The sequence below is a fragment of the Phaeobacter sp. B1627 genome, from assembly GCF_006265095.1.
Taxonomy (GTDB): domain Bacteria; phylum Pseudomonadota; class Alphaproteobacteria; order Rhodobacterales; family Rhodobacteraceae; genus Epibacterium.
The window spans coordinates 134,310-151,309 of record NZ_VCNK01000014.1 but is presented as its reverse complement, the minus strand read 5'-3'; the positions used below and the strand labels follow the sequence as shown (position 1 = coordinate 151,309).

General features: G+C 63.2%; 17 protein-coding genes. 7 read left to right on the top strand and 10 right to left on the bottom strand.

The features are described 5' to 3' along the window. Positions 1-54: 54 nt before the first annotated feature. The 5 genes from ihfA to FGE21_RS08675 all read right to left on the bottom strand — a co-directional run bounded on the left by ihfA (position 55) and on the right by FGE21_RS08675 (position 3,723). Positions 55-357, bottom strand: a complete 303-nt coding sequence (gene ihfA, locus FGE21_RS08695) for an integration host factor subunit alpha (RefSeq protein ID WP_068247357.1) — start codon at positions 355-357, stop codon at positions 55-57. Between the two features lie 88 nt (positions 358-445). After that, positions 446-1,417, bottom strand: a complete 972-nt coding sequence (locus FGE21_RS08690) for a beta-ketoacyl-ACP synthase III (protein ID WP_139662904.1) — start codon at positions 1,415-1,417, stop codon at positions 446-448. Positions 1,418-1,432: 15 nt separating this feature from the next. Further along, positions 1,433-2,560, bottom strand: a complete 1,128-nt coding sequence (gene plsX, locus FGE21_RS08685; RefSeq protein WP_139662903.1) for a phosphate acyltransferase PlsX — start codon at positions 2,558-2,560, stop codon at positions 1,433-1,435. 41 nt (positions 2,561-2,601) lie between these two features. Continuing rightward, a complete protein-coding gene (rpmF, locus tag FGE21_RS08680; protein ID WP_005623419.1) occupies positions 2,602-2,808 on the bottom strand; it encodes a 50S ribosomal protein L32 in 207 nt (68 codons plus the stop codon). A gap of 288 nt (positions 2,809-3,096) precedes the next feature. Beyond that, positions 3,097-3,723, bottom strand: coding sequence for a DUF177 domain-containing protein (locus FGE21_RS08675; RefSeq protein WP_139662902.1), 627 nt, complete (start codon positions 3,721-3,723; stop codon positions 3,097-3,099). A gap of 86 nt (positions 3,724-3,809) precedes the next feature. On the opposite strand from FGE21_RS08675, the gene FGE21_RS08670 reads away from it, so the two are divergent. From FGE21_RS08670 to FGE21_RS08660, 3 genes are all read left to right on the top strand, one after another. Further along, positions 3,810-4,280 carry an outer membrane protein assembly factor BamE gene (locus FGE21_RS08670; RefSeq protein WP_139662901.1) on the top strand — a complete coding sequence of 157 codons (471 nt, stop codon included), beginning with the start codon at positions 3,810-3,812 and terminating at the stop codon, positions 4,278-4,280. A gap of 156 nt (positions 4,281-4,436) precedes the next feature. After that, complete coding sequence (locus tag FGE21_RS08665) at positions 4,437-5,258, top strand: GNAT family N-acetyltransferase (protein ID WP_370285583.1); 822 nt, start codon at positions 4,437-4,439, stop codon at positions 5,256-5,258. A 148-nt stretch (positions 5,259-5,406) separates the two neighbouring features. Continuing rightward, positions 5,407-7,218 carry an ABC-F family ATP-binding cassette domain-containing protein gene (locus FGE21_RS08660; RefSeq protein ID WP_139662900.1) on the top strand — a complete coding sequence of 604 codons (1,812 nt, stop codon included), beginning with the start codon at positions 5,407-5,409 and terminating at the stop codon, positions 7,216-7,218. A 156-nt stretch (positions 7,219-7,374) separates the two neighbouring features. Here FGE21_RS08660 and FGE21_RS08655 read toward each other — a convergent pair whose 3' ends face one another. After that, a complete protein-coding gene (locus FGE21_RS08655) occupies positions 7,375-8,130 on the bottom strand; it encodes an SDR family NAD(P)-dependent oxidoreductase (RefSeq protein ID WP_139662899.1) in 756 nt (251 codons plus the stop codon). A 146-nt stretch (positions 8,131-8,276) separates the two neighbouring features. Beyond that, positions 8,277-9,200: a GNAT family N-acetyltransferase gene (locus tag FGE21_RS08650; protein ID WP_139662898.1), complete on the bottom strand. Its 924-nt coding sequence runs from the start codon at positions 9,198-9,200 to the stop codon at positions 8,277-8,279. A 45-nt stretch (positions 9,201-9,245) separates the two neighbouring features. Here FGE21_RS08650 and FGE21_RS20045 point away from each other — a divergent pair, with 45 nt between their 5' ends. Next, complete coding sequence (locus FGE21_RS20045; RefSeq protein WP_176695393.1) at positions 9,246-9,383, top strand: hypothetical protein; 138 nt, start codon at positions 9,246-9,248, stop codon at positions 9,381-9,383. A gap of 216 nt (positions 9,384-9,599) precedes the next feature. Here the strand turns inward: FGE21_RS20045 and tyrS are convergent, their stop codons facing one another. Then, entirely contained in the window at positions 9,600-10,853 is a 1,254-nt protein-coding gene (gene tyrS / locus FGE21_RS08645) for a tyrosine--tRNA ligase (protein ID WP_139662897.1), read from the bottom strand. Between the two features lie 142 nt (positions 10,854-10,995). On the opposite strand from tyrS, the gene FGE21_RS08640 reads away from it, so the two are divergent. Continuing rightward, on the top strand, positions 10,996-12,126 hold the full coding sequence (locus FGE21_RS08640; protein WP_139662896.1) for an anhydro-N-acetylmuramic acid kinase: 1,131 nt from the start codon (positions 10,996-10,998) through the stop codon (positions 12,124-12,126). A gap of 272 nt (positions 12,127-12,398) precedes the next feature. On the opposite strand, the gene FGE21_RS08635 is transcribed toward FGE21_RS08640, so the two are convergent. Then, entirely contained in the window at positions 12,399-12,869 is a 471-nt protein-coding gene (locus FGE21_RS08635; protein ID WP_255731451.1) for a cupin domain-containing protein, read from the bottom strand. Positions 12,870-12,951: 82 nt separating this feature from the next. Between FGE21_RS08635 and FGE21_RS08630 the strand changes: the two genes are divergently transcribed. Then, the gene (locus tag FGE21_RS08630; protein WP_139662895.1) at positions 12,952-14,370 is read left to right on the top strand and encodes a YdiU family protein; all 1,419 of its coding nucleotides are present in this window, start codon (positions 12,952-12,954) and stop codon (positions 14,368-14,370) included. A 268-nt stretch (positions 14,371-14,638) separates the two neighbouring features. Here FGE21_RS08630 and FGE21_RS08625 read toward each other — a convergent pair whose 3' ends face one another. Beyond that, positions 14,639-15,973, bottom strand: coding sequence for a DEAD/DEAH box helicase (locus FGE21_RS08625; protein WP_139662894.1), 1,335 nt, complete (start codon positions 15,971-15,973; stop codon positions 14,639-14,641). Positions 15,974-16,404: 431 nt separating this feature from the next. Here FGE21_RS08625 and FGE21_RS08620 point away from each other — a divergent pair, with 431 nt between their 5' ends. Beyond that, positions 16,405-16,824 (top strand): Fur family transcriptional regulator, encoded by a 420-nt coding sequence (locus tag FGE21_RS08620; RefSeq protein WP_139662893.1) that lies wholly within the window; start codon positions 16,405-16,407, stop codon positions 16,822-16,824. Positions 16,825-17,000 lie beyond the last annotated feature (176 nt).

Sequence of the window (17,000 nt, the reverse complement as noted above, 5' to 3'; positions counted from 1 at the left end):
TGCCCCGCAGACCGCGGGCTGGTTTGGTTCAGCACTCAACTACCGGAAAAAGGTTTAGCTGCGGTTGCCGTCGGCAACGCGATCCTTCATCAGGTGAGACGGGCGGAAGGTGAGAACACGGCGTGGTTGAATGGGAACTTCCTCGCCTGTCTTGGGGTTGCGGCCAACCCGGGCGGATTTTTCCCGCACGCTGAACGTGCCAAAAGACGAAATCTTGACCTGCTCGCCCCGGACCAGAGCATCGGACATATGCTGCAGCATGCTCTCTACGAGTTGTGCGCTTTCGTTGCGGGACAGGCCCACCTCACGAAACACGGCTTCGCTCAAATCCATTCGTGTAATCGTTTTTTCGGTCATCGCCAGTCCCCGCTGTTTTGTGAAACAATAGGGGGTCAGGAATTTCCCTGTCAATATCAATGAATTGGAAGCTGCTGTTTCCGCCTCATTACCACCGCAAAACCACGGCACCCCAAGCGAGCCCGCCGCCGATCGCTTCGGTCACCAGAAGATCGCCGGGTTTGATCTGACCCCGCTCGACACCGACAGAGAGCGCCAGCGGGATTGAGGCTGCAGAGGTGTTTCCGTGATCCTGAACGGTCACGACCACCTTGTCCATGGGCAAGCCCATTTTCTTTGCGGTGCCCTGAATGATGCGGATATTGGCCTGGTGCGGCACGATCCAGTCAACGTCATCCGCAGCAACGCCCGCCCGGTCGAGCGCGGTATGCGCCGTCGCCGCGAGCTTTTCCACGGCGTGGCGAAAGACCTGATTGCCCTGCATGCGCAGATGGCCTGTATTTTGTGTGGCAACGCCGCCATCGACATACAGAAGGTCCCTGTAGCGCCCGTCGGAGTTCAGATCCGTGGCAAGAATGCCGCGGTCATCGCTGCTGCCCGTGCCGTCTTGTGCTTCCAGCAGTACCGCTCCGGCCCCGTCGCCGAACAAAACGCAGGTCGAGCGGTCGGTCCAGTCCATGATGCGCGAGAAGGTCTCGGCGCCGATCACCAGAACCCGGTCGGCCTGACCGGAGGCAATCAGCGCATTGGCATTGGCCAGCGCATAGACAAAGCCCGCACAGACAGCCTGAACGTCGAAGGCAAAGCCCGAGGTCATGCCAAGCTGTGACTGCACCATGGTGGCTGCGGAGGGAAAGGTCAGATCGGCGGTCGAGGTGGCGAGCACAATGGCGTCCACGTCGTCGGCAGTTCGGCCGGCGGATTTCAGCGCAGCCTGGGCCGCGCGGGTGGCCATCTGGGACGTGGTCTCGCCTTCGGCGGCAAAGTGGCGCCGTTCAATGCCGGAGCGGGAGCGAATCCATTCGTCGGAGGTATCCAGCGTGGCCTCGAATTCCGCGTTTTCAACAATGCGTTCGGGGAGGTAGTGCCCTGCGCCAATCACCACTGCGCGTCGCGTCATTCCAGTGCCTGCTTTCTATTCCTTGATCCCGGAGGTCGAGTCGCCGGGGCGCTCCGCATCGGCGGAGGTTGCGTCATCTTGGGCAAGCTCTACGGCGGATGCAACCCGGGCTGCAAGCTTTTCCGCAAATCCTTGTTCTGCAAGAAGAAATGCCAGCTTCACAGCGGCGGATACACCGGTCGCATCGGCGCCGCCATGGGATTTGACAACGGTGCCGTTGAGGCCGAGGAAAATTCCGCCGTTGACGCGCCGCGGGTCGATCCGCTTGGACAGGCGGGCCAGCGATGTGTAGGCGAGAAGGGCAGCCAGCCGGGACAGCACGGAATATTCAAAGGCTTCGCGCATGGCGGAGCGCAACAGGCTCGCCGTGCCTTCGCCCGTCTTGATTGCGACATTGCCGGTAAAGCCATCGGTCACGATCACATCGGCAATATCGCCGGGAATATCACTGCCTTCCACGAAGCCGACAAATTCGTAGTTCGCTTTTTCAGCGTTGCGTGAAATCAGGCTGTAGGCCTCTTTCAGCTCGGCGCGCCCCTTGTGTTCTTCGGTGCCGACATTCAGCAGGCCGACACGGGGACAGGGCAGATCCATGGAGTTGCGCGTATAGGAGGTGCCCATCAGCGCGTATTGCAGCAGATCCTCGGCATCGGCCCGCACATCCGCGCCGACGTCCAGCATCACGTTGAACCCCTGCGGGTTTCGGGAGGGCCAGAGAATCGCAATGGCCGGGCGGTTGACACCGGGCAGTTTGCGCAGGCGCAGCATCGACAGCGCCATCAGCGCGCCGGTGTTGCCACAGGACACGACGCCCGCCGCATCGCCATTGCGCACGGATTCAAGGGCAGACCACATGGAAGTGCCCTTGCCATTGCGCATGACCTGACTGGGCTTGTCCTCCATCGTGACGACATCTCGTGCGTCACGGATCTCAACCCGGTCCTTCAGGTTTTTCCTGCGGGCCACGAGAGGTTCAAGCTGTTCGACGGGGCCATGCAGAAGAAACCGGATATTCGGGTTCTTCTTTGCGGATTTGGCGATGCCTGCAACCACGACGGCAGGGCCGGCATCGCCACCCATGGCATCCACCGAAATCACGGTGCGGCGGGCATTTGCCTGCGATGGAGCGGTGTTACCCGTCATGCGACTGCGTGCCTGCCTGGCATCCGTGATTCCGTTATTGCTCAGGCCGCGTCTTCGTCGAGGTCGATTTCATCGGCCTGTGCAACGATTTCCTTGTCATCATAATGGCCGCAGGACGGGCATACATGGTGGGGACGACGCAGTTCACCGCAGTTCGAGCATTCGTTCGGGTTTGCAGCAACCAGTGCATCGTGCGCGCGGCGGTTGTTGCGGCGCGATTTGGATACTTTGTTCTGTTGGACAGCCATGTCTCAACCTTTGTCTAACTGGGGCCGTCAGGACAGATCCTTTCGGCGCGTTTCATATTTCCGTGTCAATCGGTCTGACGGGCGGTGTGACGTGCGTGTAGGCCGCTGCCTGTCCGATGTCCAACCAAAAATTCCGATGAGCGCGCGAAAATACTGCGAATCCTCGACGGCGCAAGCGGTTTTTTAGGGAACCCCGGTGTCGAGCGCCAGCCCGAATTCCCAAAGTGCCCTGTTTTTGATCTCGCCCGGCGATGCCAAAGCCCGCAGCCACCGCCGAATGAGCTGCGATCACTGTTTGGGTTTCTTGCCCCGTGTCTCGCCCCGTGTCTCGCCCTGTGCCTCTCCCGATGCTGCATCAGAGCTCTCCGCACTGGCGGCGCCCGCGGGTTTGATCAGGTCCGCAAGCCCCGCAAAGGGGCGGGTGTCTTCGTCGGTCATCGGCGCGGTGCCGGGCTCGGCGTGTACGTGCTGGCCCAGTTCGGCACCATCCTTGCGCGGATACTGCGGCAGATGCAGGGCCACAGATTCCACCATGACCAGATAGGGATCGATCTCTTCGCCCAACGGATCGATGTGATCGTCTTCGGACATTTCGACCTCTTCTTCCTCAGGCGTGTCGATCCGGGCGAGGAACAACCGCTCCACAGGCGTGTCGATGCGGGTCGTCACCGGCTCCAGTGTCACGACACAGGGCTGCACCACGGTAAAGCCCAGCTTGCCCTTCAGCGCCCAGTCGCGTTTGCCGCGTGCGGAAATCTCACCCTCAAAGCGCAGTTTGCGCAGGGTTTCGACACCCAACTCGCGCGCGATCTCCGTCAATTCAGAGGACTCCGGCACCAGCGCAAAGCGCGTGGGGCGGTTCTGGGGCAGGTCGGCCACCCGGAGGGCGGTTGGCGAAGAGGGGGCTGAACTCACGTGAACACTTTCATTTCTTGAACCAGAGGCCCGGTTTAGGTAATCGGGACTTCAGTCTTAATCAAGCCGAAGGGCAGGGGAAGCGCATGTTTGCAACACCAAAGACCGTAAAAACCGCGCTGCGAGCCGCGCTGCTTGTCGGGGTTCTGGCCACCGTTGTGGCCTGTACGGCCACGTATCGCAAGCATGGCTGGATCCCCGGACCGGAGCTCTTGAACGAGGTTGTGGTCGGCGTTGATACCCGCGACTCGGTGGCGGAAACGGTCGGCGCCCCCACCATCGACTCCTTCGTGGACGACAGCGGCTATTATTACGTGACCTCGCGCATGAAGTTCTACGGAGCCCGCGCGCCCAAGGTTGTCGCCCGCGATCTGGTGGCGATCACCTTCGATCAGGCCGGGGTGGTCGACAGCGTGCAACGCTACACATTGGCGGACGGTCGGGCCATTCCGCTGGAGCGCCGGGTGACCGACTCGAGCCTTGATGACAAAACCTTCCTGCGCCAGCTGCTCGGCAACCTCGGCAACTTCAACCCGGGCAGCTTCCTGCAGCAGTAACCCGGTGGCGGCTGCGGTCGACCGGATCGCAGTTCACCCCTGGGCGTGAGGCGGGGGTGGTGTGGGGGATGAAACTGTCACCCGGGCTTCACATGTTATGTGCTAGCCGGATGTCACTGTGATCTGTGCCCGGACCCGGGCGCGGGCGATCCGCAGATGGCGATTCTCAAACGTGAGCACCCCGACCCCATGGCAGCCAGTTTCCGCCCCCACTCATCGCAGTCACCAGCCCCCCCGGAGGCCCGCTCTGGTATCCTGCTGAGCAAAGGGCGCTATCGCGCCCGGCTGGCCCAGGGCCCGGCTGATATCGCGGCAGCCCGGGCGCTGCGGACCCTGTGCTTTCGGACCGAGGCCATCGATCAGGATGACTTCGACGCGACCTGCGCCCACATCCTGGTCGAAGACAACCGCACAGACACCCTGGTCTGTTGCTTTCGGATGCTGGTTCTGGAGGCCGGCACAGATGTGGAGCGCAGCTACTCGGCGCAATACTACGACCTCTCGGGGCTCTTGAACTTCGAGGGACGCATGGTCGAGATGGGCCGCTTCTGTATCCATCAGGCCTGGAAGGACCCTGACATTCTGCGGGTGGCCTGGGGCGCAATGACCACTTTCGTCGACAGGCAGGACGTCCAGATGCTGTTTGGATGTTCCTCCTTCGCAGGCACCGAGACCACGGATTACCTCGATGCATTCGCCATGCTCAAACACCGCCATCTGGCCCCCAAACGCTGGCTGCCGCAGGTCAAAGCTCCGAATGTGTTTCGCTTCGCGGCCCGCCTGCGCCGCAAACCCGATGCCAAAAAGGCAATGCTGCGGATGCCGCCCTTGTTGCGGACCTATCTGATGATGGGGGGCTGGGTCAGCGATCATGCGGTGGTCGACACCCATATGAACACGCTTCACGTGTTTACCGGCCTGGAAATCGGCGCAATTCCGCCCGCCCGAAAGCGGCTCCTGCGCGCCGTCATGGGCTGAGCGCTGCCGCGGTCGTCCGGTCCGTGGCTTTTCATCTTTTCAAAAATACCTCGGAGCGCGAGGCAGAGCCTCGCAAATCCACCGGTGCTGCCCGGTTCTGACGCTTCTGACGTTGACGCGCCACCGGCCCCGGTTTAGCTCCGCTGTCATGGCACGTATTCCTCTCCTTCAGATGAACGGTATTTCGCTGACCTTCGGCGGCGATCCGATCTTTTCCGACCTTGATCTTGTGGTCCAACCGGGCGACCGGGTGGCGCTGGTCGGGCGCAATGGCTCTGGCAAGTCGACCCTGATGAAAGTCATGGCTGGGCTGGTGGAGGCCGATGCAGGCTCCGTCGTGATCCCGCCGGGAAATTCCGTGGGCTACATGGAGCAGGACCCGAAGATGGAAGGCTTCGCAACCCTCGGGGATTTTGCCGCCTCCGAGCTGGATCCGGGCGAACTCTACAAGGTGGAGCGCGCGGGCGAAGGGCTGAAATTTGACCCCGACCGCCCGGTCAATACCGCATCCGGCGGCGAGCGGCGCCGGGCGGCGCTGGCAAAGCTGATGGCAGAGGCGCCCGAACTGATGCTGCTGGACGAGCCGACAAACCATCTCGACATCGAGGCGATTTCCTGGCTCGAAAGCGAGCTGGCGGCCACCCGTGCGGCCTTTGTGCTGATCTCCCACGACCGCGCCTTTCTGCGCGCCCTGACGCGGGCGACGCTCTGGGTGGACCGCGGCCAGGTGCGTCGTCAGGACAAGGGGTTCGAGGATTTCGAAGCCTGGCGGGACAAGGTCTGGGAGGAGGAGGACATGGCCCGTCACAAGCTCAATCGGCTGATCAAATCCGAGAGCCGCTGGGCGGTGGAAGGGATCTCTGCCCGGCGCAAACGCAATATGGGCCGGGTGCGCGCCCTGCAGGACCTGAAAGCGGATCGTGCGTCGCAGATTTCCCGTCAGGGCACCGCTGCGATGGACCTGGAAAGTGGTCCGAAATCAGGACGTAAAGTGATCGAGGCCGAGGGGCTGAGCAAGCGGTTCGGCGACAAGCAGATCATCGAGGGGTTTTCGGTCACCGTCCAGCGCGGCGACCGGATTGCCTTTGTTGGCCCCAATGGCATCGGCAAGACGACCTTGCTGAAGATACTGCTGGGCCAGGAGCAGCCGGACGCGGGGCAGATCAAACTGGGCACCAACCTCGATATCGCCGTCTTTGACCAGACGCGGGATCAGCTCGATGGCAATGCGAGCCTTTGGGAAAATCTGACGGCCGATCCCTTGATGGGCATTTCCGGCAAGGCGGATCAGGTGATGGTGCGGGGCCAGCCCAAACATGTGGTCGGATATCTGAAGGAATTCCTGTTTGACGAACGCCAGGTGCGGGCGCCGGTACGGTCGCTGTCCGGCGGTGAGAAGGCCCGGTTGCTGCTGGCCCGCCTGATGGCGCGCGCCTCCAACATGCTGGTGCTTGACGAACCGACGAACGACCTGGATGTGGAAACGCTGGATCTTCTGCAAGAGCTGCTGGACAGCTACGATGGCACCGTCCTGCTGGTCAGCCACGACCGGGATTTTCTCGACCGGGTGGCAACGGCCACGGTTGCAATGGAGGGCGCGGGCAAGGCCACGGTCTATGCGGGGGGCTGGAGTGATTATCTGTCACAGCGCGGCCCTTTGGACGGCGCGGGCAAGGCGGACAAGCAAAAGGTGTCAAAGGTCAAACCCAAGGCCGCAGCGGCGCCGCCCCGGGAGGTTCTGAGCTTCAAGGAAAGGCATCGCCTTGAGGTGCTGCCGGATGAAATCTCCCGGTTGGAGGCGGAAATCGCAAAGCTGGAAGGGTTGATGGCCGACCCGGAGTTGTTCAGCCGCGAGCCGGTGAAATTCAAAAAAGCGACCGAGGCTCTGGTCGAGCGTCAGCAAAAGCTCGCTCTGGCAGAAGAAGAGTGGCTGACGCTGGAAGAGAAAGCCGACGGCTGATGAGGTGTTTCGCTTTGGGCCTTCGGCCCAAAGCGACCGGCGCCGCGCGCGCCCGTGCCGGGCGCGCGCGGCGCCGCTCCCCCCCCCAAACGGAGTGCCCCCTTGGCAGAAGGCAGGGCAGCCGGGACGGGAGGGAGGCGCGTGTCGCCAGAAAGATCACCGCATCCGCAAGGCCCCGTCGAGGCGAATGACCTCTCCGTTCAGATAGCCCAACTCTACGATGAAGCCGGCCAGCCTTGCGTATTCCTCGGGCTGGCCAAGCCGCGCCGGATTCGGCACATCGGCGGCCAGCTGCGCCTGCGCCTCCTCCGGCAGCCCGGCCAGCATCGGCGTCATGAAGATCCCCGGAGCAATGGCCATCACCCGAATGCCGAGAGAGGCCAGATCGCGGGCCATGGGCAGGGTCATGCCAACGATGCCGCCTTTTGACGCAGCATAGGCGGCCTGCCCCTTTTGCCCGTCAAAGGCCGCGATGGAGGCCGTGTTGATGATAACGCCGCGTGCCCCATCGGGCGCCGGTTCCGTCTTTGCGATCTCCGCAGCGGCCAGGCGGGAGACGTTGAAACTGCCGACGAGATTGATGTCGATGGTGGACTGAAAGGCGGCAAGCGGGTGCGGTCCGTCCCGCCCGACCGTCTTGATGGCATGGGCGATCCCTGCACAGTTGACGCAGGCCGAGATCCCGCCCATGCGCTCTGAGGCCAGAGAAATGGCGGCCTGGACGGAGGCTTCGCTGGTCACATCGGTCTGCGCAAAATGGGCTCCGATACTGTCGGCGATCCGCTGCCCCCGATCCGCATCCCGATCGAATATTGTGACCTCTGCGCCCGCAGTGCGGAAATGGCGGGCGGTAGCCTCGCCCAGGCCTGAGGCGCCGCCGGTGATGACGGCGCGTGTTGTTGCGAGTTTCATATCCCGCGCTCCTCCCCTGAAATGAACGTGCGTTCAGATAATCACGGTGGCGCAGCCCTGTCCAGTCATGTGCGGGCGGGGAGCGAAACGGGACCGCAATGGGACCGGAGCGGGGCCGGGTGGCGCGTGGGAGGGCCGCGGGGCGCTCAGGCCCCCATGAGGTTGAGATCGATCGAGGCCAGAGGGGCCAGGCACCGGCCGAGTGGCGGCCAGAAGAGCCATGTGCCACCGAGCGTCTCGACGGTGGCGCCGGTGCCCAGTTTGAACCGCGCGAGCCCGGCCGCGTCCTCTGTGTTGATCACGCCAAGATCCAGTTGCCGGATGCCTTTGGAGGCCAGCCAGTCCATGGCCGTCCACATCAGCAGATTATGCGCCGACAGGTCTTTGCCGCGCTCCGTGCTGTGGGCGATGTGATAGGTCGCACCCTCCCCATGGGTGAGCACCAGAATTCCGGCCACCCGCTCGTGATCATCGAAGGCCTCAAACAGTTTGGCACAGCCGGGGTTGGCCTCGGCATAGGCCAGGGTCAGGGCCACGGGCCAACTGCGGTAGCGACGGCGGCGTTGTTGCGCCGCATCGGCCCGGAGCAACCAATGGTCGGGGGAGAGAGGCATATTCCGGCGCGTGATCCGCAGCGCTTGCGACTCGGCATGAGACAGGCGGTTGCGCCATTTCTGCTCCAGACCCGCGCGCCGGTCCTCACGATTTTGATGGATTGCCAAGGTCCCCACACTGGCGGGCGTCATCAGGGGCAGGGCGCCGAGACGGGCCAGTTCCGGCACCGGTCGTTCGGGCGACAGGATGACGGGAGTGCGGCGCAACCCCTCTTCCTGCAGGATCTCCAGCAGGCGTGCGGGTTTCACCAGGTCGGCGCGGTTGACCATGGCACAGGGCAGGCCGCAGATGGTGCGGCGCAGCACGACCATATCCTGCAGTCGATCCAGCAGCAGCGGAGCCTGTCCGGCATGGCGCAGGGCTGCCACGAAGTGCGGCGATTGCGCCAGCGCAGGAATGAGGGATGAGCGGTGGGTGGTACGGGGCATGGCATCTGAGGCGGCGAGATCAAACATGGCGCCATTAACCGGATTGAAACCTAAGCGAGGGTTAATGGAACCATGAAAAAAGCGATTAAAGTGTACGGAAAGGAAGCTCCTGGCGCGCGGATGACAAAATCGGCTGCGGTTCTTCTGGCCAGTTTACTGTCGGTTCCGACTTTCGTCGTGCTGACGGTGCTTGATCTGCTGGTTCTGTGAGGCTTCGCCGTCAGGGCGCACACTTTGGGCGCACAGCTTGGGCGCAAACTGTGGGCGAGGGGCGCCGGTCCGATGTGCGGACGGCGCGAATGCCCGCATGCGTCCGGTGCAACAGGGTGCAATAGGAGCGCCTCGGGATGATCCGAAGTCGGGGAACAGGCGCGGGCAAGAGAGACACAGCCCTTCTTGCCCGCGCCTGTTGAGCGGTGTGGCAGCTCAGCCCTGCAGCTGAACCAGAGCGTGGCGTTTCTTGCCTGCGGACAGTTTGATCGGAGCCGACAGCGCTTTCGCGTCGATCATCAGACCCGCGTCGGTCAGGGGCTGGTCGTCGATTTTCGCGCCGTTTTCCGCGATCAGCCGTTTTGCTTCCTTGCCGGTCTTGGCGAGGCCTGACTTGACGATCATCTGCACGATGGACATGCCGTCGCCCAGCTCTGCGGAGGAGAGCGTCAGGGTGGGCAGATCATCGCCGATGCCGCCCTTCTCGAACACTTCGCGCGCGGTGGCTTCTGCGGCCTGGGCGGCCTCCGGCCCGTGCAGCAGGCTGGTGACCGCATTGGCGAGGATCACCTTGCCCTCGTTGATCTCGGAGCCCTGCAGAGCCCCGAGGCGGTCACATTCGTCCACAGGGATCTCGGTATAGAGCTTGAGGAAGCGCCCCACATCGGCATCGGTCGTATTGCGCCAGAACTGCCAGAACTCATATGAGCTGAGCATCTCGTCATTGAGCCAGATGGCACCGCCCTGGGATTTGCCCATTTTGCGACCGTCTGAGGTGGTCAGCAGCGGCGAGGTGAGGCCGTAGATTTCATTGTCCAGAACCCGCCGTGTCAGGTCGATCCCGTTGACGATATTGCCCCATTGGTCTGACCCGCCCATCTGCAGGGTGCAGCCGTAGCGGCGGTTCAGCTCGAGGAAGTCATAGGCTTGGAGAATCATATAGTTGAATTCGAGAAACGACAGCGACTGTTCGCGGTCGAGGCGTGACTTCACGCTCTCGAAGCTGAGCATCCGGTTGACCGAGAAATGGCGCCCGATATCGCGCAGGAAATCGAGGTAGTTCAGCTCATCCAGCCATTCCGCATTGTTGAGCATCAGCGCATCTGAGGCGCCGTCACCATAGCTGAGATATTTGGCAAACACCTTCTGCATGCCCGCAATATTCGCGTCGATCTGTTCGGGGCCAAGCAGGGGCCGTTCGTCCGAGCGAAAAGAGGGGTCACCGACCTTTGTGGTGCCACCGCCCATCAACGTGATCGGCCGGTGGCCCGTCTTTTGCAGCCAGCGCAGCATCATGATGTTGAGCAGATGCCCCACGTGCAGCGACTGAGCGGTGGCGTCATAGCCGATATATGCCGTCTGGGTCCCGTTCACCAGAGCATCGTCGAGGCCCTGATAATCGGTGCAGTCCGCGAGGAACCCGCGCTCCATCATGATGGCGATGAAATCCGATTTTGGATGATAGGTCATAGCACGCCCCGGCTTTTGAATTTGCAAGCGCGGGTATAAATCGCATCCGCCGGGGTTGGAACCTGTTTTCGCGACAAAATGCGCAGTGTAGACTGCTGGGCAACGGGCGAAACGGCCCGGTTTTGCATGAAAGAGGGCAGAGATGGGCAAAGCCATTTCCAAATCCGGGCCGGTCCGCGCCCTGGGCGCCATGAGCGGCACATCGCTGGACGGGGTTGACGCTGCGGTTCTGGAGACGGACGGCCGGGAGATTTTCGCCTTTGGCGGCGCCGGGTTCCGGCCCTATTCGGCAGCGGAGCGCGAGACCCTGCGGGCGGCCCTGGGACAGTGGAGCGGACCTCAGGTGGTGGCGGCGGCCCGGGTGGTGGAGCAGGCGCATATCGACCTGCTGAGCGCCCATACTGATGTCGAGGTGATCGGGTTCCACGGCCAGACCGTTGCCCACGCGCCGCGCCTGCAGGGGACGCTGCAGGTTGGCGACGGGGCGGTGCTGGCACAGGCGCTCGGCCTGCCGGTGGTCTGGGACTTTCGCTCGGATGATGTCTCCCTTGGGGGGGAGGGCGCGCCGCTGGCGCCGTTTTTCCATCACGCCTGCGCGCACTATATCGGCGCGGCCGAGCCGTTGTGTTTTCTGAATTTGGGGGGCGTCGGCAACCTGACCTATGTGGATCCCCGCTATTCGCGCCCCGAGGAGGATGGTGCCTTGCTGGCCTTTGACACCGGCCCCGCCAATGCGCCGCTGAATGATTTCCTTCAGGCCCGGCTGGGGCTGGAGATGGACAAGGACGGGCGGATTGCCAGCGACGGATCCGTCGAAACCGGTGCGCTGGAGCTGTTTCTCGCCGAGCCGTATTTTTCAAGAATGCCGCCGAAGTCTCTGGACCGGAACGATTTCTCAGAAATGGTCGGTCTGGTGACAGAGCTGAGCGATGCCGATGCCGCCGCCACGCTGACGGCCATGTGCGCCGCCGCCGTGGCGCAGGGCATGCAGCATTGCCCCGAGCCTCCGGAGCGGGTGCTGGTCACGGGTGGGGGGCGGCACAATCCGGTGCTGATGGAAATGCTGCGGGTGTCGCTGGATTGCCCGGTCGAACCGGTCGAGACGGTGGGTCTCGACGGTGACATGCTGGAGGCACAGGCGTTTGCCTATCTGGCCGTGCGTGTTGCCCGTGGCATGGCCACTTCGGCCCCGCGGACCACGGGGGTGCGGGCCTGCGTGGGCGGAGGCGTGGTGACGGTCCCCGCGGGGTGGTTGCCTGCAGTCGATGCCTGATGAGGTAGCGTCTGCCTCGGGGCGCTTTGCTCTGGTTTGGCGGGGCCGCGCGCGCCCGGAACGGGCGCGCGCGGCCGGTCGCGTCGGGCAAGGCCCGCCGCGAAATCCCTCGCGACATCCCTCGACCAGTGGCGCTCCTGGTAGCGCTCCTTCTGGCGCTCTGTGGTGCTCTGTGGGGCTCTGTGGCGGCGCTCTTGATTGCCCGCATCTCCTGATGCGGGCCTTTGATACCTGCTCCCCGGTACGACCCGGAAAGATCCGATATGAGAGCGCTATTTTGCCTGCGATTGACGCGGAATATCAAAGGTTTCAGGCGCCAGCTCAAAGCCCGAAAAATCGAAACCGGGCGATACCGTGCAGCTCACCAGCGTCCAGTCCCCGGTGCTGCGGGCCGCCTGCCAATGGTCCTTGGGGACAATCAACTGCGGCCGTCCGTGTCTCAGGTCAGGAGACAACAAATGGTCGATGGCCGGGCCGCTGTCCGTCGCTGACATCGACAGAATCAGCGGTGCCCCGGCGTGGTACAGCCAGATCTCGGTAGCGTCCACGCGGTGCCAGTGGCTGGCCTCGCCCCGGCGCAACAGGAAATAGATGCAGGTGCCACTGGGGCGCGGGGCGTCGTCCTCTGGCGCATCACGCGCGCCGGTTTCTTCAATCCAGGTCTGACGATACCAGCCGCCTTCGGGGTGCCGCTCCAGTCTCAGGGTCTCAATGATCTCTTCTGCGCGCATGTTGTGCATCATGGGGTGGTCCTTATTTGCGTGGCGCCGCTCGGGCGGGGCGTTTCCGGGTGGTAATTGCGCCGCGACGCCATATGTTTCGCCCATGACACTCAACATCCCATTCGACAATACCTATGCGCAACTGCCGCCGCAGTTCTATACGCGACAGGCGCCCACGGCGGTGGCGGCGCCCCGTCTTCTGGCCTTCAATTCGGGACTGGCCGACACATTGGGCATCGCGCCCAGCGAGGAGGCCGAACTGGCCGCAGTCTTTGGCGGCAATCAGATCCCGGAGGGGGCCGAACCCCTGGCGCAGCTCTATGCGGGCCATCAGTTCGGCAATTTCAACCCGCAACTCGGAGACGGCCGCGCCCTGTTGCTGGGCGAGGTGGTCGGCACCGATGGCATCCGCCACGACATCCAGCTCAAAGGGTCAGGCCCGACCCCCTATTCCCGAAACGGGGACGGGCGGGCATGGCTGGGGCCGGTGCTGCGGGAATATGTGGTCTCGGAGGCGATGCATGCTCTGGGGATCCCGACCACGCGGGCGCTTGCCGCCGTCGCCACGGGAGAGACGATCTGGCGCGAAGGGGCGCTGCCCGGTGCGGTCCTGACGCGGGTGGCCCGCAGCCATCTGCGGGTCGGGACATTTCAGGTCTTTGCCGCGCGTGGAGAAACGGCGGCTCTCAAAACCCTGACCGACTATGCCATTGCGCGCCACGCCCCGGACGCCCGAGGTCCGATGGGGCTGTTGCGGAGCGTGCGCGATGCGCAGGTGGAGCTGATTGCGGCCTGGATGAGCGTTGGGTTCATCCATGGCGTGATGAATACGGACAACAGCTCCATTTCCGGTGAGACCATTGACTACGGCCCCTGTGCCTTCATGGATGTGTTTCATCCGAACCGGGTGTTTTCCTCCATCGATCGTGCCGGGCGATATGCGTTTTCCAACCAGCCGGAGATCGCGGTCTGGAACTTGGCGCAACTGGCGACAGCGCTGATCCAGCAATACGAGGACCCCAGCGACGCGGTCGAAGAGGCAACAGAGATCGTCCATGCCATGCCGGGCCTGATCGAAGCGGCTCGGCTGAGGCGGTTACGGGCCAAACTGGGACTTCTGACCGAAGACGCCGATGATCCGGAGCTGATTACCGACCTGTTGCAGCTGATGACGGAAGGGCAGGCCGATTTTACCAATACATTCCGGGCCCTGATGGACGCCGAGGCGCGGGATCAGTTTCTGGACCCCTCTGGTTTTGACAAGTGGAAGGACCGCTGGTTGCGGCGGCTTGAAGGCGAGCGCGACCCGGAGGCGGTCATGGCCCGGGCCAACCCGGTTCTCATCCCGCGCAATCATCGGGTTGAACAGATGATAGCCGCTGCGGTCGCCGGTGACCTTGCGCCGTTTGAGCGGCTGATGACGGCGCTTGCACGCCCCTATGAACCGCTGCCCGGGTTTGAGGATCTGCGGCGCCCGCCCTCTGAGGGGGAGGTGGTGCAGGCCACGTTTTGTGGGACCTGACTGACTGAAGACGGCACCTTGCCCGCTGCGCGGTGGCGGGCGGGTGTCTGGAGATCTATCTGGCCGTTTATCTGTACAGGTCTCTGGGCAGCTGTCTGGAAAGAGGAGGTTTTGCGCCGCGGTTCGCGTCGCGCGGGGGCGCAGGCCGCGCCTCCGGCGCGGCCTGCGCGGCCCAACGCTTTTGTCGGTGCCTGTGGCACAGATCAAAAGGGGCGGGAGATCTCCCGCCCCTGTGGTCATGACTGCTGACCTGGTGGTCTGATCCGGGTCAGGATTTCCGGCGCTGGCGGGATGCTCCGCCGCCTGCGGAGCGGGCTTCGCCGCCGCCCTGTGCTTCAGATTTGCCACCACCGCCAAAGCGGCGACGTCCACCGCCGGGTTTGCCTGCGGATTTGCCGCGTCCGCCGCCACTGCCGCCGGGGCGACCACGGCCACCGCCGCGTGCCGGTTTGGAGGCCGGATCGGGCAGCTCTTCCCAGGCGCGACCGGAGGCAACGGGAATGGTGATCCCCATAGTCTTCTGGATCGCCTTCAGATCGCCGATTTCATCCGGGGCGCAGAAGGCCACGGCCTGGCCGTCCTTGCCCGCCCGCGCGGTGCGTCCGATCCGGTGCACATAGGCGTCCGGAACGTTGGGCAGTTCATAGTTGTAGACGTATTTCACATCCGGAATGTCGAGCCCCCGGGCGGCCACATCGGTGGCAACCAAAACCGTGATCTCGCCGGATTTGAACGCGCGCAGGGCCCGCTCACGCTGTCCCTGGCTCTTGTTGCCGTGAATGGCGGCCGCTTTGAAACCGGATTTCTCCAGCACTTTCATCAGCTTTTCCATACCGTGCTTGGTACGCCCGAAGACCAGCGTCCGCTCACCCTCATGGGTGGCCAGCTGCTCTTTCAGCAACTTCAGCTTTTCGGCTTTGGCGATGAAATGCACCGACTGGGTCACCTTGGCGGCAGGCTTGCCCGGAGGGGTCACCTCCACGCGCACGGGGCTTTTGAGGTAGGCATTGGCGATTTCATTCATCTGTTTCGGCATGGTGGCCGAGAACAGCATGGTCTGACGCTCTTCGGGGAGCAGTGCGGCGATCTTGCGCAAGGCATGAATGAACCCGAGGTCGAGCATCTGGTCGGCCTCGTCCAGCACCAGAAAATCGCAGGACCCAAGGTCGAGCGCGCGGCGGTCGAGGATGTCCAGAAGGCGACCGGGGGTGGCAACCAGGATGTCGGTCCCCCGGGCGATGCGCGCAATCTGCGGATTGATGGAGACGCCACCGACCACAAGGCCGGTTTTCAACGGCGTGCCGTCCGTCAGCCCCTTGAGCGTTTCTGCAATCTGATTGGCAAGCTCGCGGGTCGGGGCCAGGATCAAGCCGCGCACGGTCTTGGCCGCGGGCTTCTGGCCGTATTCCAGCATCTGCGCCACGAGCGGGATGCCGAAGGCGGCTGTCTTGCCGGTGCCGGTCTGCGCCAGCCCCAGAACATCCTTGCCCTGCAGGGCGTGGGGGATTGCATGTGCCTGGATTGGTGTCGGGTCCTTGAACCCCATTTCAGTCACACGGGTCAGAAGCTGCGCGGGCAGATCCATTGTAGAAAATTCGGTCACAAATAGCCTTTCTTCGGCAGGCGTGTCAGAGAACGACGCATACCGCCGGGGCCGCGGCTTTCTGGCCTGCGACACCCGTTCGAGTGGGGCGGAAATCTCCGACTCCGTCTGGCCTCATGCCGACGGGTCGATCTCTCGCACGTAGCCCCACGCGTGATCTTGGAACCATGGCAACCCCGACAAGAGCCGGTCTGAAACGCAAAGGCCCGCCTGAGGTCAGGGGACATATCATGCCGGGATCCATAAGAATTCCGGGGCGCTTCGGCTCTCTGCTCACGCGGCAGAGGGTGTGCCTGTGGGGGCACATGACCTGCGGGGCGGCATTTGTCAATGGTGCATCCGCGCAGAACGCTGTTTTCGACAGGGGTTGTATTCGCTAAAAAGAAGCGCCAAGCAAGGAACCCCTGATCGGGCAAAGGGAAGGGACAGGCATGACGACGGATACCATCATCTCGCGATGTGAAGCGCATGGATTGCGTATGACCGGTCCCCGGCGCACGATTGCGGGGATCCTGCAGGACAGCGACGATCATCCGGATGTGGAGGAGCTGCATGCCCGCGCCAATGCGCTCGATTCCCGGATTTCGCTGGCGACCGTCTATCGCACGGTCAAATTGTTCGAGGAATCGGGCATTCTGGACCGGCTGGAATTTGGCGATGGCCGGGCCCGCTATGAGGATGCCGACCGCGATCACCATGACCATCTGATTGACCTCAACACCGGTGAGGTGATCGAATTCTGCGACCCCGACATTGAGGCGCTGCAGGAAAAAATCGCGCAGAAGCTCGGCTACAGGCTGAAGGGGCACAAGCTGGAGCTCTACGGTGTGCCGATCCGCAAGGGACGCTGAGGCGCGCTGATCGCGCGCGGCGGGCCCGAGAGGACATTCGAGAGCGCCTTTCGGAGGGCCTGCCAAATGGGCCATCACGGTTTTGAATGCGGCGGTTCACAACTTATGCTGTTGGCTGGTCGCATTTGCGCTTGCGCCCCGGGCGTGCCCTGCGCGAAGGCGGAGGTCTGACACAG

What these genes read in the sequence shown, in the direction of transcription:
- ihfA (WP_068247357.1), bottom strand. Translation starts at nt 357, where the DNA reads ATGACCGAAAAAACGATTACACGAATGGATTTGAGCGAAGCCGTGTTT.
- FGE21_RS08690 (WP_139662904.1), bottom strand. Translation starts at nt 1,417, where the DNA reads ATGACGCGACGCGCAGTGGTGATTGGCGCAGGGCACTACCTCCCCGAA.
- plsX (WP_139662903.1), bottom strand. Translation starts at nt 2,560, where the DNA reads ATGACGGGTAACACCGCTCCATCGCAGGCAAATGCCCGCCGCACCGTG.
- rpmF (WP_005623419.1), bottom strand. Translation starts at nt 2,808, where the DNA reads ATGGCTGTCCAACAGAACAAAGTATCCAAATCGCGCCGCAACAACCGC.
- FGE21_RS08670 (WP_139662901.1), top strand. Translation starts at nt 3,810, where the DNA reads ATGTTTGCAACACCAAAGACCGTAAAAACCGCGCTGCGAGCCGCGCTG.
- FGE21_RS08665 (WP_370285583.1), top strand. Translation starts at nt 4,437, where the DNA reads ATGGCGATTCTCAAACGTGAGCACCCCGACCCCATGGCAGCCAGTTTC.
- FGE21_RS08660 (WP_139662900.1), top strand. Translation starts at nt 5,407, where the DNA reads ATGGCACGTATTCCTCTCCTTCAGATGAACGGTATTTCGCTGACCTTC.
- FGE21_RS08655 (WP_139662899.1), bottom strand. Translation starts at nt 8,130, where the DNA reads ATGAAACTCGCAACAACACGCGCCGTCATCACCGGCGGCGCCTCAGGC.
- FGE21_RS08650 (WP_139662898.1), bottom strand. Translation starts at nt 9,200, where the DNA reads ATGTTTGATCTCGCCGCCTCAGATGCCATGCCCCGTACCACCCACCGC.
- FGE21_RS20045 (WP_176695393.1), top strand. Translation starts at nt 9,246, where the DNA reads ATGAAAAAAGCGATTAAAGTGTACGGAAAGGAAGCTCCTGGCGCGCGG.
- tyrS (WP_139662897.1), bottom strand. Translation starts at nt 10,853, where the DNA reads ATGACCTATCATCCAAAATCGGATTTCATCGCCATCATGATGGAGCGC.
- FGE21_RS08640 (WP_139662896.1), top strand. Translation starts at nt 10,996, where the DNA reads ATGGGCAAAGCCATTTCCAAATCCGGGCCGGTCCGCGCCCTGGGCGCC.
- FGE21_RS08635 (WP_255731451.1), bottom strand. Translation starts at nt 12,869, where the DNA reads ATGATGCACAACATGCGCGCAGAAGAGATCATTGAGACCCTGAGACTG.
- FGE21_RS08630 (WP_139662895.1), top strand. Translation starts at nt 12,952, where the DNA reads ATGACACTCAACATCCCATTCGACAATACCTATGCGCAACTGCCGCCG.
- FGE21_RS08620 (WP_139662893.1), top strand. Translation starts at nt 16,405, where the DNA reads ATGACGACGGATACCATCATCTCGCGATGTGAAGCGCATGGATTGCGT.